Genomic DNA, 14,198 nt, shown 5'->3' with positions numbered 1-14,198 from the left:
AAATCGCGGTTCTGTGTATTGACCACATCACCACCCTGCTTTGGAGCACCCCATGAATTTCAAGCAAAAAGCCACGCTAGCCCTTGCCATTATTGCGCTAACAGCTAGCAATTTGGTAGCAGCCCAGACCACGCTGCTGAACGTTTCTTACGACGTAGCGCGTGAGTTCTACAAGGACATCAACACCGCCTTCATTGCCAACTACAAAAAGACCAGTGGCAAGGACATCAAGATTGACCAGTCCCATGCAGGCACCACCACCCAGGCGCGCGCTGTGAACGACGGTCTGGAAGCCGATGTAGTCACCTTCAACACCAGCACCGACGTAGACTTTCTGGCAAGCACCGGCGTGGTGGCGAAAGACTGGCGCTCAAAATTCCCTCAGGGTGCCGCCCCCACCAGCTCCACCATGCTGTTTCTGGTGCGCAACGGCAACCCCAAGGGCATCAAGGACTGGGATGACTTGGTTAAACCCGGCGTGCAAGTCATCGTGGTGAACCCCAAGACCGGTGGCAATGGCCGCATGGCCTACCTGGCCGCCTGGGGCCAAGTCCGCAAGAAGGGCGGCACCGACGCCCAAGCCGCCGAGTTTGTGAGCAAGCTCTACAAAAACGTGCCCGTGCTGGCCAAGGGTGGCCGCGATGCGACCAGCATCTTCTTGCAACGCAATATTGGCGACGTGCTGATCACGTTTGAATCCGAAGTGGTGTCGGTGGACAAGGAGTTTGGTGCCGGCAAGGTCGACGCCATCCACCCCAGCAGCTCCATCGTGGCCGAGAACCCCGTGGCCGTGGTGGAACGCACCGTGGCCAAGAAAGGTACGGCTGAACAAGCCAAGGCCTACCTGAACTTCCTCTACACCGATGAGGGCCAGGAGATTGCCGCCAAGCACGCCATTCGCCCGACCAACCAGGCCATCCTGAAGAAGTACAGCAATGTGTTCAAGCCCATCAGCCTGTTCCGTGCAGAAGACTACTTTGGCTCGTTCGCCGAAGCGCAAAAAGTGCACTTCAACGACGGCGGCCAGTTCGACAAGCTCTACACCGTTAAGTAAATGACTGCTGCCGCCACGGCAGGGGGGCTGCCCGGCGGCCCTTCTGCAGCCCCTCCCGCCCCCGCCACCCCGACAGCCAAGCGGCCCGCCAAGCGCGTGCTGCCCGGCTTTCGCCTCACGCTCGGGTTCACGCTGTTTTATCTGGCGCTGATCGTATTGATCCCGCTGTCGGCGCTGGTCTTCAAGACCTTCACACTGAGCTGGGAACAGTTCATCAGCGCCGTCAGCAGCCCGCGCGTCATCGCCTCCTACCAGCTCACTTTTGGCGCCTCGTTCTTGGCGGCCCTGGTCAATGCCGTGTTTGGCCTGCTGGTAGCCTGGGTACTGGTGCGTTACCAGTTCCCCGGCAAGAAGATCGTGGATGCGCTGGTGGACCTGCCGTTTGCGCTGCCCACCGCAGTGGCCGGCATCTCGCTCACCGCGCTCTTGGCCAGCAATGGCTGGGTCGGTAGCATTCTGGAGCCCTACGGCATCACGCTCGCCTTCAACCGCAACGGCGTGGTGATCGCCCTCATCTTCATTGGCCTGCCCTTTGTGGTGCGCACCGTACAACCCGTACTGGAAGACGCCGAGAAGGAACTGGAAGAAGCCGCCACCTGCCTGGGCGCCACGCGCTGGCAGACCTTCCGCTACGTGATCTTCCCCACCATCGGCCCTGCCCTGCTGACCGGCTTTGCCATGGCGTTTGCGCGCGGCGTGGGCGAATACGGCTCGGTTATCTTCATTGCCGGGAACATGCCCATGCTGTCGGAAATCACCCCGCTCATCATCATCGGCAAGCTGGAACAGTACGACTACGCCGGTGCCACCGCCGTGGCCACCGTGATGCTGCTGGCCTCTTTCTTCATGCTGCTGGTCATCAACGGCCTGCAGTCCTGGCAGCGCAAGCGCTCGGGAGCCTGACCTATGAGTAACTCCCGCACCATCCGCCGCGCCAAAGCCGGCACCACCGAACCCGCCTGGGTGAAGTGGACGCTGATTGGCCTGGCACTCGGCTTTATCTTCCTGTTCCTCGTGCTGCCACTGGCCGCCGTGTTTACCGAAGCGCTGCGCAAGGGCGCCGATGCGTTCTTTGAAGCCTTCAAGGAACCCGACGCCTGGAGCGCCATCCGCCTCACACTTATCACCGCCGCCATTGCGGTGCCACTGAACCTGGTGTTTGGTGTAGCCGCGGCCTGGGCCATTGCCAAGTACGAGTTCAAGGGCAAGGCCTTTCTCACCACGCTGGTGGACCTGCCCTTCTCGGTGTCCCCCGTGGTGGCAGGCCTGATCTATGTGCTGATGTTTGGCGCCCACGGCTGGTTTGGCCCCTGGCTGCAGGCGCACGACATCAAGATCGTGTTTGCCGTGCCGGGCATTGTGCTGGCCACCATTTTTGTCACCTTCCCCTTCATCGCGCGCGAGCTGATTCCGCTGATGCAAGCACAGGGCACCGACGAAGAGCAGGCTGCCCAAGTGCTGGGCGCCAGCGGCTGGCAGACCTTCTGGCATGTCACGCTACCCAACATCAAGTGGGGCCTGATCTACGGCGTCATCTTGTGTAACGCACGGGCCATGGGCGAGTTTGGCGCGGTGTCCGTGGTGTCCGGCCACATCCGGGGCCAGACCAACACCATGCCGCTGCACGTGGAAATTTTGTACAACGAGTACCAGTCGGTGGCCGCGTTTGCCATTGCCTCGCTGCTGGCCCTGCTGGCCCTGGTCACGCTGGTCATCAAGTCTTTTGTGGAATGGCAGTTTGAGCGCGACCAGAAAGCCGCAGCGGAACTCCCTCCCGAACGGCCCTTGGCCTGAGCCCCATTTTTCGAGAATAGAACCATGAGCATTGCAATCCGCAACGTCAGCAAAGACTTCGGCACCTTCAAGGCCCTGCGCGATGTGAACCTGGACATCGAGTCCGGCGAACTCGTCGCGCTGCTCGGCCCTTCGGGCTGCGGCAAGACCACGCTCCTGCGCATCATTGCCGGGCTGGAAACGGCCGACCAAGGCAACATCCTGTTCAGCGGCGAGGACACAACCGACGTCCATGTGCGCGAGCGCAACGTGGGTTTTGTGTTCCAGCACTACGCGCTGTTCCGCCACATGAGCGTGTTCGACAACGTGGCCTTTGGCCTGCGCATGAAGCCGCGTGCCACACGCCCCAGCGAGGCGGTCATCAAACAAAAGGTGCACGACCTGCTGGGCCTGGTGCAGCTGGACTGGCTGGCCGACCGCTACCCGGCGCAACTGTCGGGCGGCCAGCGCCAACGTATCGCCTTGGCCCGCGCCCTGGCGGTAGAACCCAAGGTGCTGCTGCTGGACGAACCCTTTGGCGCGCTGGACGCCAAGGTGCGCAAGGAGCTGCGCCGCTGGCTGCGCCGCCTGCACGACGACCTGCATGTCACCAGCATCTTTGTGACGCACGACCAGGAAGAAGCGCTGGAAGTCGCCGACCGCGTGGTGCTGATGAACAGCGGCAACATCGAACAAATTGGTTCGCCCCAAGAAGTGTGGGACCACCCCGCCAGCCCCTTTGTCTATGGCTTCTTGGGTGATGTGAACCTGTTCCACGGCCGCGCCCACGAAGGCGAAATGCTGATAGGCGAAGCCCAGCACGGCGTGCGCCTGGCCACGCCCGAGCACGCCGACACGCAAGACGCCAAGGCCTTTGCCTACGTGCGGCCGCACGACCTGGCGGTGGAACGCTTCCGGGCCGGTACCGGCCAAACCGGCATTGCCGCCAAGCTGGTGCGCGCGATTGTGGTGGGCCCCATTGCCCGCCTGGAGCTGCTGCCCGAAGACCGCAGCGCCGCCGGCAGCGGCGACATCATCGAGGCGCAGATTGGCGCGCAAGAGTATGCGGCGCTTGGCCTGAAAGACGGCGAAGTGGTGGTATTGACACCCCGCAAGGCACGGGTGTTCGTCTCTCCCTGATTCGTCAGCCCGATTTTTGTGGGGCATTGCTCCGCTGCGTAGGCTAGCGCACGGAGTTTCTGTCGTTCTGTTCCTAGGATGCCGTGGTGGGCGCCACACGCGCCTGCACCCAGTGCCCCCGCGCAAGCCGGGGTTCGAGCGCAAGCACCCTCCAGATCGGACACATATGAACTACCTCGACAGAGACACCTACGGCATGTACAAAAGCGCCCAGCATGGCAACCCGCCTTTGGGTGCGTACCATGGACCCGGCCCTGGCCTCATGGGAGCCGACACCCTCATTGGCAACGATGTCTACAACCCGGCTGGCGACGACCTGGGCGACGTAAAGGAAATCATGCTGAACATGCACACCGGGCGCATTGCCTACGCCGTGCTGTCTTTCGGTGGATTTATGGGCATGGGCGAAAGATTGTTCGCCGTGCCATGGGAAGCCTTGACGCTGGACACCAGCAACAAACGCTTTACGCTGAATGTGTCCAAAGAAAAACTCGACAATGCCCCGGGTTTTGACAAGGACCACTGGCCCGACATGGCCGACACCCGTTGGGCCGCAGATCTGCACACCTACTACGGCACCACGCCGTATTCCGACGGTTTGAACCACTAAGCCCGCCAGGCCCACGTGGCGCAGGCAATGAAAAAGGCCCTTTCGGGCCTTTTTGAGTTGGGGAAATGCGGCTGGACCTCAGGCGTAAAACGCCTCCACCTTGCCCTTGAGCTTGATCAGCAGGGGCTTGCCTTTGCGATCCACAGTTTTGCCAGCGGGTACTTTGATCCAGCCTTCGCTGATGCAGTATTCCTCCACGTCCATGCGCTCCTTGTCATTGAAGCGGATGCCAATATCGTGCGCAAACACGGCGGCAACATGGTGCGGGCTGCGCGGGTCGATGGACAGGTGGTCGGGCAGCGGAGGGCGTTCGGTGGTGTCGTTCATAAGTGTGTAGGTGTTGTGCGGGCTCAGCCCAGAATGCGGAACAGCCCGTAGGCCGAGAGAACGCCGGTACCCACCAGCAAAACGGTCTTGGTGGCGCGCGAGCCCACCAGCGCACCGGCAATGCTGCAAAGGAGGATGGCGCCGAATATGTAGCTTGTCTTCATGGGGCGTGATAGTAAGGCATGGGGCGGCTGCAGACTGACTGCAGACATTCGTAGCGCTCTAAAGCGGTCGGTGGCGTCGAAGATGACCGCCGTAATGCCTGCGCCTGTCCGTGTTGAACGGCTTTGTTAAGCATCACGTCCTTCCGCTTCGGCCAACAACTCGATTGCCCCAGAGTGCCCTTTANGGAAAATTAATCGATTCCGCAGTCTGTCGCCACGACACCAAGGCGCCTCAAGACTGATTGCGGTCATTGGCAGCGATCTAAAGCGGTCGGTGGCGTCGAAGATGACCGACGTAATGCCTGCCCTTTCCGTGTCGAACGGCTTTTTAAACATCACGTCCTTCTGCTTCGGCCAACAATTCGATTGCCCCAGAGTGCCCTTGGCTTGCCGCAGCGGTCAGCCACCGGAGAGCTTCGGATCTGTTCTGCGGAAACTGCAAAAGGTGCTGACCGAGCTTCCACTGCGATGAGGCCACTCCTTCTTCTGCGCATTCACGAAGTAGGCGAACAGCTGCCAAGACGTCCTGACCAGTGCCCATGCCGTGATATGTGAAGCTCGCAACCCAGTGCTTTGCCTCCAAGATGCCACCGGCGGCGGCCTTCTTGTACCAGGCCAGCGCTTCGACGGAGTCTTTTGGCGACGCCTCGTCCGCCAAATGCCCGAGATAGAACTCCGCCTCGTGGTCTCCAATACCGGCCAGTTCAAGCAGCCGTTTCCGCGCCTCATCGGGTGTTTGGTCGTAGTAGATGTCTTCTGCGGCTGCCATGTGATAACTAACGAACAATTGATCTAGTTCGCAGTCTATCGCCACGAAACCAAGGCGCCTGCAGACTGAAAGCGGTCAAAAACTTCACCAGTTATGTGTGAGTAGTTCAGCGGGGATTGGGTCGCCCCAAGTACTCCATCCATGCTCTGCCAACTTCTCAAACCATCTATCTCGTCGAGATAGCGGTAGCTTAGAGCCACAGAAAGGACAATGACTAATCTGCAGAACTTCAGCCGAAGGCTGACAAATCAATCCGTACTCGTCGAACACTGGCGACCAATAGATTCGCTTGTCAGTAGAACCTAGCAGAGGACTTTCGGCTGCCGGGAAAGACATGTTGCTTTGCTCCGACATGTCCGGGCAACAATGATCTTTTACATGCCTGAGTTCATCAACCAATACGAATGAAAATGTCATGTTGCAGCTGTGTGAACTATGGATTGGGCAATGTTATCGTCACTTCAGATGTCAGATTCTTCCGAGTAGCTCAGGCGTCTACAGACTGGAAACGGAATTTCGCAGCCCTTCATAGCAGTCATTCACGCCCCTCTGCGCTCAAGCTGGATAACGACCGTTCAACTACAACTGCAACGGGATCTTCACCGTAGTCGCCATCAAGCCAGCCGTGATAGCCCATGCACATTCCATCTCCTTCTCTTAGATCGATTTCAGCGACCACTTCCTCAGAATTTCGATTCAGTAGGCTGACTACTACAGAGAGTTCGACTGCCTGTTGTTCGTTTCTGAGGGTGCCGGAAACTCCATCAATCACCATCATTAAGCCGTACACGGCGTCATTGATGGCCTTCTGGGCTGCAGCCTGAGCCTCAGATGAAAGATTGGGATCGATTCTCTCCAATGCGTAACCTCGCATATCTTCGAAGATGATGCGACCGGCTGCGTGCTGAAGCCAATGCTCAAATGATCTTTTTTTGCTTGGCGGAGATTGGAGTTGAAGCTGATTTGAAGCCACTATTCATTCCCCCTGTGATTCCAAACAAATGATTATTCGATTACGCAGTCTACCGACTCATCACCAAGGCGCTTAAACACTGTTAGCGGTCCTCCAGTGACCGGGACATGACCTACGCGGCGAATCCGCCTTCATTTCGTTGTGGGTCCGTGTCGTTTGGCATGTTAAACCCGGTCAATAAAGTATGGCTGGCCATTAAACGTCCTCCGTAAAGCATCCCGCAGTTCACTGAATTCGGGAATGCCACACGAAAACGAAACCTCCAGAAGGCCGCCATTTTGCATGTGCTCTGCAGCAACCTTGCTCATTCGAACGAGAAGTCGATCAGCAAAGAGTTCGACTGCCTCCATCTCCCCGTACCAGGAGCAACCCTGACCGCAGTACTCGACATAAGGCTTGTCCATTCCAAATCTGGTGTCCTGTGCTGTGTACGGCTCTTTGTGCTGGAACATCAGATAGAAGTCATCGTCTTCCGTTGATGGCGCGCTGAGCGTTGTGACGAGAACGCCGTGCTCATCAAGCACGCTCACTTCGGTCGCGGTAAATGTTGGTGCTACAACCATGCGGGTTTAACGTAAACCGGACCGTTTTCACGAAATGATTGAAAAGATAAGCCTCGGCGCGCCCACAAATACGATGCCGCACGCGAGGAGAAAGCAAGCGAACTGAAGCGAAGCGAGCAAGCCGTTTTTCAGGCCGCGTGTGACGAATAAGTACGGAAATACCGCTACGACCAACAGCACAAACCAAGCAGCCGTGAACCAACGTGCCACGTTCTTAGATTTTCCAAGCGCCACGGCGTCCTTTGATGCCCACGCCCAGAAGATGCCGACTAATCCAAGGGTCCATACAACAGACACCAGCGTCGATAGGACCACGTTGCCACCGAAAGCGGAATACGCAAACACAGCAACTGCAAGAAGTGGTACGGAGAAGAACCATCCTGCGCCGAAAAGGAGATAGCGGTGCGCGAGTTTCATTGCATTCAATTAAATATCTGCCGCAAAACACTGCTGGACAAATGGGTAGTGTGGTCTAACGAAATTGGCATTTATCCATATCCAACCTGCGCAAACTGCTCCCATAAAAATAGCGACTAACCCCTTAGCCTGCCAACCCCAAATTTTGGCGATTCGGTCAGGCCCTGAACATCCCCCATTCGGGTGAATTTCTGAATGTCGGCTTCCGCCGCAAAGCAGCCAACCGGCCCCTCAGATCCGCTACATATTCAATAGCTGCTCGCGCATATTCCACGGCATTCAGAGGCCAAAACTGCTTAAACCTCAGGCCGCCCCAATATTCGGAATCAGCCCACCCACGGGCTGCCCGTTCTTCAGCGCCGCAGTAAACGCCAGCATGCGATCGATCGGCAGCCGCGCGCGGTCGAGGTATTTGGCATCCACCTGAATTTCGTTGGTGCCCAGCTCCAGCACCTGGGCCACGCCGGCCAGGCCGTTCATGGCCATCCAGGGGCAGTGGGCGCAGCTTTTGCAGGTAGCGCTGTTGCCGGCGGTGGGCGCCTCGATGAAGGTCTTGTTAGGGTTAAGCGTGCGCAGCTTGTGCAACATGCCGTTGTCGGTGGCAACGATGAAGGTATCGGCGTCCAGCGTCTGCGCAGCTTTGAGGATGGCGCTCGTCGACCCTACGGCGTGGGCCAGGGCCACCACGTCTTGGGGCGACTCGGGGTGCACCAGCACCTTGGCTTTGGGGTGTTCCTTGATCAGAGCTTCCAGCTCAAAGGCCTTGAACTCGTCGTGCACGATGCAGGCACCTTCCCAGAACACCATGTCGGCACCGGTTTCGCGCTGGATGTAGCCGCCCAGGTGTTTGTCGGGCGCCCACAGAATCTTCTGGCCCTTGTCTTTGAGCGCTTTCACGATGTCCAGCGCGCAGCTGCTGGTCACCAGCCAGTCGGCCCGCGCTTTGACGGCGGCACTGGTGTTGGCGTAGACGACCACCGTGCGGTCCGGGTGGGCATCACAAAAAGCGCTGAACTCGCTAATGGGGCAGCCCAGGTCCAGCGAGCAGGTGGCGTCCAGGTCGGGCATGAGCACAGTCTTGTGCGGCGACAAAATTTTGCTGGTTTCGCCCATGAACTTCACGCCCGACACCACCAGCGTCTGCGCGCTGTGGTCGCGGCCAAAGCGGGCCATCTCCAGCGAGTCGCTCACCAGGCCGCCGGTTTCTTCGGCCAGGTCCTGCAGGTCGGGGTGCACGTAGTAGTGCGACACCATGACCGCATTCTTTTCCTTCAGCAGGCGCTTGATCTTGTCCTTCAGCGCCACGCGCTGCGTGGGGGTGGGCTCCACCGGCACGCGCGCCCAAGCGTGTTGTGTGCTGCACGCGGGCTGTTCGTATTCGACGTCAATCACATCACTGGCAGACATCACAGCTCCTCAAAACGCATGGAAAAGTCGGTAGCCTTGACGTCCTTGGTCAGCGCGCCGATGGAGATGCGGTCCACACCCGTGGCGGCAATGGCGCGCACGGTGTCCATGCTCACGCCGCCCGACACTTCCAGAATCGCCCGCCCAGCGTTGATGGCCACGGCTTGCACCAGGTGGGCCATGGTCATGTTGTCCAGCAGCACCATCTTGGCACCGCAGTCCAACGCCTCGCGCAGCTGGTCCAGCGTTTCCACTTCCACTTCAATGAATTTGGCGCTAGCAGCTAGCTGGCTGGCGCGTTGCAGTGCGGCGGTCACATCGCCGGCAGCGGCAATGTGGTTTTCTTTGATCAGAACGGCGTCAAACAGGCCAATGCGGTGGTTGGTACCGCCGCCCATGTGTACTGCGTATTTTTGCGCCATGCGCAGGCCAGGCAGGGTTTTGCGCGTGTCCACAATGGCGGCACGGTTGCCGGGCACAGACTCCACGGCGCTGACAAAACTGGCAGTCTTGGTGGCCACGGCGCTGAGCAATTGCAAGAAATTCAGTGCGGTGCGCTCAGCGGTCAGCAGCGCCTGGGCGTTGCCTTCGATCTCCACCACCACCTGGTCCGCATGGCAGCGCTGGCCTTCGCGCACATGCCAGATGATGGCGGCCGATGGGTCCAGCGCCAGCACGGCGGCCGTGGCCCAGGGCTCACCGCACAACACGGCGGCTTCGCGCGCCAGCACGCGGGCGCGGGCGCGGCGGGTCGGGTCGATCAGGGAGGCGGTGAGGTCCCCCGTGCCTACGTCTTCTTGCAGGGCACGGGCCACGTCGGCCTGGGCCAGGGCAGCAATCTGGGCGGTGGAAAAGTCGGTATTGCGCATAGGGCCGCAAGGATACCGGGTTTGCCATCCAACCGGCCATGGGGAAGACCAGCCCCATGGCGGCTAAAATGGCCTCCAACGAGGATTCATCCATGAACATTTTCCGCCGCCCCGACTACCAATCCGAAGCCACCCAGTTCATTGACCAGCTCAAGACTGCCAAGCCCACGCTGGAAGCCGAGCAACGCCAGGGCCGTGCCCTGCTGTGGGACAAACAGGTGGACCGCAATGCGGTGAAGGCCTACAACGAAGCCCGCGTCCCCCAAAAGCCCTACGTCTACCAGACTAGCGGCGAATAAGAGCCAAAATGGCCTCTAGCCCTCGCTAATATTGCGCGGGCAGCTCCTAATTAAATAGCAAACATGAGCACTCTCTCTGCGGATAGCGGCTCTGACGTGGGCGATATCGCCGTCATGCCCGAGGTGGTCGACCAAGTGGCATTGGCGCGCCTGTATGGCGAACCCTTGTTTGCCATGCCGCAGGATTTGTACATCCCGCCGGACGCGCTGGAAGTGTTTCTGGAGGCCTTTGAGGGCCCGCTGGACTTGCTGCTCTACCTGATCCGCAAGCAAAACTTCAACATCCTGGACATTCCCATGCTCAGCGTGACCAAACAGTATTTGGTCTACGTAGAGCAGATTCGCAAGCGCAATCTGGAGCTGGCGGCCGAATACCTGTTGATGGCGGCCATGCTGATCGAGATCAAATCGCGCATGCTGCTGCCGCCCAAAAAGACGGCCGAGGGCGAAGAAGCGGAGGATCCCCGTGCCGAGCTGGTACGCCGCCTGCTCGAATACGAACAAATGAAGCTGGCTGCGGCCCGCCTCAACGCCATTCCGCAGTACGGGCGCGACTTTCTCAAGGCCAACGCCCACATCGAGCAAAGCCTGCAGCCACGTTTTCCCGATGTGAGCCTGACCGACCTGCAAGAGGCCTGGCGCGACATCATGAAGCGCGCCCGCCTGGTGCAACACCACAAGATCAGCCGCGAAGAGCTCTCGGTGCGCGAGCACATGAGCATCGTGCTCAAGCGCCTGCAAGGTCAGCGCTTTGTCGGCTTTGAAGACCTGTTCGACGCCAGCCAGGGCGCGCCCGTGTTGGTGGTGACCTTCATCGCCCTGTTGGAGCTGGCCAAAGAGACCCTGATCGAGATCACGCAGGCTGAGGCTTTTGCGCCCATCTACGTACGCTTGGCGTATTCCCCCTCCTGAGCCGGGCCCTCTAATTCGCGCCGGGCAACTGCGGTTAGTATTCGCCCCACTTTCGCCAAACCCTTGGTAATCCCGCTTTTTTGGAGTCCTCCATGGCCCTGAACCCGACCGGTGAACAAGCCTCCAGCGCAACCAACGCGACTCCCTACGGCACGCTGCCTCCGGCATCTCCGCCGTCCACGCGCAAGCCCATCAGCCTGCCGCGCCTGCAGGAGATGCACAGTCGAGGCGAAAAAATCACCATGCTCACCGCCTACGACGCCACCTTTGCGGCCGTGGCCGACGCCGCCGGTGTGGAGTGCATTCTGGTGGGTGACTCGCTGGGCATGGTGTGCCAGGGCCTGCACAGCACTGTGGGCGTGACGCTGGACGACATGGCGTATCACACCGAAAGCGTGGCCCGCGGCCTGCGCCGCGCCCAAGGTACGGCCTGGCTGATTGGCGACCTGCCCTTTGGCAGCTACCAGGAATCCAAAGAACAAGCCATCCGCAGCGCCAGTGTGCTCATGCAAGCCGGCGCCCACATGGTCAAGCTCGAAGGCGGCGGCTGGACCACCGAGGTGGTGCACTTTCTCGTGGAGCGCGGCATCCCCGTGTGCGCCCACCTGGGCCTGACACCCCAAACCGTACATGCGCTGGGCGGCTACCGCGTGCAGGGCCGTGGCGATGCCGCGGCGGATGTCATGAAGAAACAGGCCCACGCGTTGCAAGACGCCGGTGCCTCCATGCTGGTGCTGGAGATGGTGCCCGCGCCACTCTCTGCCGAGTTGACCCAAGAGCTGCCGCACTGCGCCACGATTGGCATTGGCGCCGGCAAAGGCACGGCGGGTCAGGTGCTGGTGTTGCACGACATGCTGGGCGTGAACCTGGGCAAGAACCCCAAGTTCGTGCGCAACTTCATGAACGACGCCAGCAGCATCCGCGGCGCCATGGAAGCCTATGTAGCTGCTGTAAAAAACGGCACGTTTCCTGACGATTCTCTTCACGCCTGGTGAGCCCCCGCCCATGCAACTGATCCACACCATTGCTGAGCTGCGCGCAGCGCTGAGCCAGTACCGCCACCCCGCCGTGGTGCCCACCATGGGCAATTTGCATGCAGGCCACTTGGCCCTGGTGCGCCAGGCCAAGCCGCTGGGCGATGTGACGGTGTCCACCATCTTTGTGAACCGCCTGCAGTTCGCACCGCACGAAGACTTTGACACCTACCCGCGCACGCTGGAAGCCGACTGCGCCCAGCTGGAAGCCGCCGGCTGCGACATCGTATTTGCACCCAGCGAGCAAGAGCTGTATCCCCAGCCCCAGACCTTCAAAGTCCACCCGCCCACCGAGCTGGCCGACATTCTGGAAGGCCACTTCCGCCCCGGCTTCTTCATTGGCGTGTGCACCGTGGTGATGAAGCTGCTGGCGGTGACGCAAGCACGCACCGCGCTGTTTGGCAAAAAGGACTACCAGCAGCTCATGGTGATCCGCAATATGGTGAAGCAGTTTGCTTTGCCCATTGATGTGGTGGGCGGCGAAACCCAGCGCAGCGAGGCGGGCCTGGCCTTGTCCAGCCGCAATGGCTACCTGAGCCCGGCTCAGCGCGAAGAAGCGCTGCTGCTCTCGGCCACGCTACGCAAAATCGTGACGGCGCTGCGCGCTGGGGCCTCCGATGTGGCACAACTGGAAGCCGAAGGCATGCACGCCCTGCGCAGCGCTGGCTGGGTGCCGGACTATGTGGCGGTGCGCCGCCAAGCCGATTTGCAAGCCCCACGTGGTGGCGACGACCTGGTGGTGCTGGCCGCAGCGCGCTTGGGCAGCACGCGGCTGATCGACAACATGGAAGTGTGAGCCGACACCGGACGAAAAAAAGCCCGGGGCCAGCCCGGGCATAAAAACCTTGGAATACCGGAGCAGGGTGCTTAGAAGGTGTACTTCAAGCCCATTTCAACGACGTCGCCTTCGCCATTCACCTTAGCCAAGCCTGCGTAATCCAGGTACAGCTGCATGTTCTTGAAGGGGGTGTAACCCACACCCACCGACCATTCATCGCGGCCGTTGGTGTTCTCGGGCTTGACCTTCTGCATGGACAGGCCAAAGTCAAACTCACCCATCACGTATGTCAGTGCCACACCGCTGAACGTGGTCTTGATCTTGGCGGTGCTTTCGACTTCGGCCACCAAGCCCTTCAAAGCCAAGTTGCCCATTTGGTAGGTGGCGGCCAAGCCAGTGGCGTAGCGGTCCGTGTTCAATTCGCCTTGGGTCTTGGAGCTGTCTGCCTTGTACTTGGCCAGTTCACTCCAGCCGCCGGCCAATGTGAAGTTGCCCAGTTTGTAGCTTGCTGCCAAAGCAAAACCATTGGAGTTCTCTGGGTTGGCGGCAGGGCCGATGGCAGAGGTGTAGTCCACGGCAAAGCTCAGGTCACCCATCTTGTGGCTGTACTGCACATGGCGGCCCTTGTTGGCAGAGGCGGGCTCGGTCATGAAGCCGTTTTCGCCATGGCCCACACCCAGGGTTTCCATCACGTTGTCTTCGATGAAGCTGTCAAACTGGCCAGCAGAGAAGCGACCAAATTTCTTGCTGGCGATGCCAACGCGTGTGTCATCCGAAGTGAAGGGCGAGTTGTCCACCACGGGGTCGTAGTCCACTTCGATTTCGCCGAAGATGGAGACGTCTTCATTGATGTTTTTGGTGGCCTTGATTTCCACTTGGTTGAGGCCCTTGCCCAACACTTCGTCGATCTGGCGACCGGCTGCATTTTTCTTGCTCACAAAGTAGGTACCAACATCCACGTTCACTTCAAACTTCACGTCTTTGTCAGTGGCCAGTTCACCAGCCTGCACGCCGAGGGCCAGTGTTGCAACTGCGAACGCCACAGCAGATTTCTTCAACATTCCATACTCCAATTGATTGCGGTTTAAAAAGTCATATCAGGACAAGAC

Annotated in this window: 18 protein-coding genes; 9 read left to right on the top strand and 9 right to left on the bottom strand. The window is 59.6% G+C overall.

All coding sequences use genetic code 11. From position 1 onward, the window contains the following. Positions 1 to 52: 52 nt before the first annotated feature. The 5 genes from CHU94_RS18835 to CHU94_RS18815 all read left to right on the top strand — a co-directional run bounded on the left by CHU94_RS18835 (position 53) and on the right by CHU94_RS18815 (position 4,577). The gene (locus CHU94_RS18835; RefSeq protein ID WP_094482692.1) at positions 53 to 1,054 is read left to right on the top strand and encodes a sulfate ABC transporter substrate-binding protein; all 1,002 of its coding nucleotides are present in this window, start codon (positions 53 to 55) and stop codon (positions 1,052 to 1,054) included. Then, entirely contained in the window at positions 1,055 to 1,957 is a 903-nt protein-coding gene (gene cysT / locus CHU94_RS18830) for a sulfate ABC transporter permease subunit CysT (protein WP_094482690.1), read from the top strand. A 3-nt stretch (positions 1,958 to 1,960) separates the two neighbouring features. Continuing rightward, positions 1,961 to 2,848 (top strand): sulfate ABC transporter permease subunit CysW, encoded by an 888-nt coding sequence (gene cysW, locus CHU94_RS18825; protein ID WP_094482688.1) that lies wholly within the window; start codon positions 1,961 to 1,963, stop codon positions 2,846 to 2,848. A gap of 24 nt (positions 2,849 to 2,872) precedes the next feature. Next, positions 2,873 to 3,967: a sulfate/molybdate ABC transporter ATP-binding protein gene (locus CHU94_RS18820; RefSeq protein ID WP_094482686.1), complete on the top strand. Its 1,095-nt coding sequence runs from the start codon at positions 2,873 to 2,875 to the stop codon at positions 3,965 to 3,967. A gap of 166 nt (positions 3,968 to 4,133) precedes the next feature. Further along, entirely contained in the window at positions 4,134 to 4,577 is a 444-nt protein-coding gene (locus CHU94_RS18815) for a PRC-barrel domain-containing protein (protein WP_094482684.1), read from the top strand. Positions 4,578 to 4,655: 78 nt separating this feature from the next. Here the strand turns inward: CHU94_RS18815 and CHU94_RS18810 are convergent, their stop codons facing one another. From CHU94_RS18810 to nadC, 8 genes are all read right to left on the bottom strand, one after another. After that, positions 4,656 to 4,904 carry a DUF3297 family protein gene (locus CHU94_RS18810; RefSeq protein WP_094482682.1) on the bottom strand — a complete coding sequence of 83 codons (249 nt, stop codon included), beginning with the start codon at positions 4,902 to 4,904 and terminating at the stop codon, positions 4,656 to 4,658. Positions 4,905 to 4,927: 23 nt separating this feature from the next. Further along, positions 4,928 to 5,068, bottom strand: a complete 141-nt coding sequence (locus CHU94_RS19135) for a hypothetical protein (protein WP_176452092.1) — start codon at positions 5,066 to 5,068, stop codon at positions 4,928 to 4,930. A gap of 328 nt (positions 5,069 to 5,396) precedes the next feature. After that, positions 5,397 to 5,837, bottom strand: a complete 441-nt coding sequence (locus tag CHU94_RS18800; protein ID WP_094482678.1) for a tetratricopeptide repeat protein — start codon at positions 5,835 to 5,837, stop codon at positions 5,397 to 5,399. A gap of 535 nt (positions 5,838 to 6,372) precedes the next feature. Continuing rightward, a complete protein-coding gene (locus CHU94_RS18795) occupies positions 6,373 to 6,810 on the bottom strand; it encodes a hypothetical protein (RefSeq protein WP_094482676.1) in 438 nt (145 codons plus the stop codon). 164 nt (positions 6,811 to 6,974) lie between these two features. Next, the gene (locus tag CHU94_RS18790; RefSeq protein WP_094482674.1) at positions 6,975 to 7,373 is read right to left on the bottom strand and encodes an Imm10 family immunity protein; all 399 of its coding nucleotides are present in this window, start codon (positions 7,371 to 7,373) and stop codon (positions 6,975 to 6,977) included. Positions 7,374 to 7,400: 27 nt separating this feature from the next. Continuing rightward, positions 7,401 to 7,790, bottom strand: coding sequence for a hypothetical protein (locus tag CHU94_RS18785; RefSeq protein WP_094482672.1), 390 nt, complete (start codon positions 7,788 to 7,790; stop codon positions 7,401 to 7,403). Between the two features lie 303 nt (positions 7,791 to 8,093). Continuing rightward, complete coding sequence (nadA, locus tag CHU94_RS18780) at positions 8,094 to 9,197, bottom strand: quinolinate synthase NadA (protein WP_094482670.1); 1,104 nt, start codon at positions 9,195 to 9,197, stop codon at positions 8,094 to 8,096. Then, positions 9,197 to 10,066, bottom strand: a complete 870-nt coding sequence (gene nadC, locus CHU94_RS18775) for a carboxylating nicotinate-nucleotide diphosphorylase (protein ID WP_094482668.1) — start codon at positions 10,064 to 10,066, stop codon at positions 9,197 to 9,199. The genes nadA and nadC overlap by 1 nt, the downstream gene beginning before the upstream one ends. Before the next feature lie 92 nt (positions 10,067 to 10,158). Here nadC and CHU94_RS18770 point away from each other — a divergent pair, with 92 nt between their 5' ends. The 4 genes from CHU94_RS18770 to panC all read left to right on the top strand — a co-directional run bounded on the left by CHU94_RS18770 (position 10,159) and on the right by panC (position 13,107). After that, entirely contained in the window at positions 10,159 to 10,365 is a 207-nt protein-coding gene (locus tag CHU94_RS18770) for a DUF3460 family protein (RefSeq protein WP_094482917.1), read from the top strand. Positions 10,366 to 10,428: 63 nt separating this feature from the next. After that, positions 10,429 to 11,277: a ScpA family protein gene (locus CHU94_RS18765; RefSeq protein ID WP_094482666.1), complete on the top strand. Its 849-nt coding sequence runs from the start codon at positions 10,429 to 10,431 to the stop codon at positions 11,275 to 11,277. Between the two features lie 92 nt (positions 11,278 to 11,369). Then, positions 11,370 to 12,272 carry a 3-methyl-2-oxobutanoate hydroxymethyltransferase gene (gene panB, locus CHU94_RS18760; RefSeq protein ID WP_094482664.1) on the top strand — a complete coding sequence of 301 codons (903 nt, stop codon included), beginning with the start codon at positions 11,370 to 11,372 and terminating at the stop codon, positions 12,270 to 12,272. 10 nt (positions 12,273 to 12,282) lie between these two features. After that, positions 12,283 to 13,107, top strand: coding sequence for a pantoate--beta-alanine ligase (panC, locus tag CHU94_RS18755; RefSeq protein WP_094482662.1), 825 nt, complete (start codon positions 12,283 to 12,285; stop codon positions 13,105 to 13,107). Between the two features lie 71 nt (positions 13,108 to 13,178). On the opposite strand, the gene CHU94_RS18750 is transcribed toward panC, so the two are convergent. After that, a complete protein-coding gene (locus tag CHU94_RS18750) occupies positions 13,179 to 14,150 on the bottom strand; it encodes a porin (protein WP_094482660.1) in 972 nt (323 codons plus the stop codon). Positions 14,151 to 14,198 lie beyond the last annotated feature (48 nt).

It is taken from the genome of Rhodoferax sp. TH121 (genome assembly GCF_002251855.1).
Taxonomy (GTDB): Bacteria; Pseudomonadota; Gammaproteobacteria; order Burkholderiales; family Burkholderiaceae_C; genus Allorhodoferax.
Note: the sequence above shows the minus strand (reverse complement) of the source record. Positions and strands in the feature narration are given on the sequence as shown.

Coding starts and splice junctions, on each gene's coding strand:
- CHU94_RS18790 (WP_094482674.1), bottom strand. CDS start 7,373: ATGGTTGTAGCACCAACATTTACCGCGACCGAAGTGAGCGTGCTTGAT.
- CHU94_RS18765 (WP_094482666.1), top strand. CDS start 10,429: ATGAGCACTCTCTCTGCGGATAGCGGCTCTGACGTGGGCGATATCGCC.
- cysT (WP_094482690.1), top strand. CDS start 1,055: ATGACTGCTGCCGCCACGGCAGGGGGGCTGCCCGGCGGCCCTTCTGCA.
- nadA (WP_094482670.1), bottom strand. CDS start 9,197: ATGTCTGCCAGTGATGTGATTGACGTCGAATACGAACAGCCCGCGTGC.
- CHU94_RS18815 (WP_094482684.1), top strand. CDS start 4,134: ATGAACTACCTCGACAGAGACACCTACGGCATGTACAAAAGCGCCCAG.
- CHU94_RS18810 (WP_094482682.1), bottom strand. CDS start 4,904: ATGAACGACACCACCGAACGCCCTCCGCTGCCCGACCACCTGTCCATC.
- CHU94_RS18820 (WP_094482686.1), top strand. CDS start 2,873: ATGAGCATTGCAATCCGCAACGTCAGCAAAGACTTCGGCACCTTCAAG.
- panC (WP_094482662.1), top strand. CDS start 12,283: ATGCAACTGATCCACACCATTGCTGAGCTGCGCGCAGCGCTGAGCCAG.
- CHU94_RS18785 (WP_094482672.1), bottom strand. CDS start 7,790: ATGAAACTCGCGCACCGCTATCTCCTTTTCGGCGCAGGATGGTTCTTC.
- cysW (WP_094482688.1), top strand. CDS start 1,961: ATGAGTAACTCCCGCACCATCCGCCGCGCCAAAGCCGGCACCACCGAA.
- CHU94_RS19135 (WP_176452092.1), bottom strand. CDS start 5,068: ATGAAGACAAGCTACATATTCGGCGCCATCCTCCTTTGCAGCATTGCC.
- CHU94_RS18835 (WP_094482692.1), top strand. CDS start 53: ATGAATTTCAAGCAAAAAGCCACGCTAGCCCTTGCCATTATTGCGCTA.
- CHU94_RS18770 (WP_094482917.1), top strand. CDS start 10,159: ATGAACATTTTCCGCCGCCCCGACTACCAATCCGAAGCCACCCAGTTC.
- panB (WP_094482664.1), top strand. CDS start 11,370: ATGGCCCTGAACCCGACCGGTGAACAAGCCTCCAGCGCAACCAACGCG.
- CHU94_RS18800 (WP_094482678.1), bottom strand. CDS start 5,837: ATGGCAGCCGCAGAAGACATCTACTACGACCAAACACCCGATGAGGCG.
- CHU94_RS18750 (WP_094482660.1), bottom strand. CDS start 14,150: ATGTTGAAGAAATCTGCTGTGGCGTTCGCAGTTGCAACACTGGCCCTC.
- nadC (WP_094482668.1), bottom strand. CDS start 10,066: ATGCGCAATACCGACTTTTCCACCGCCCAGATTGCTGCCCTGGCCCAG.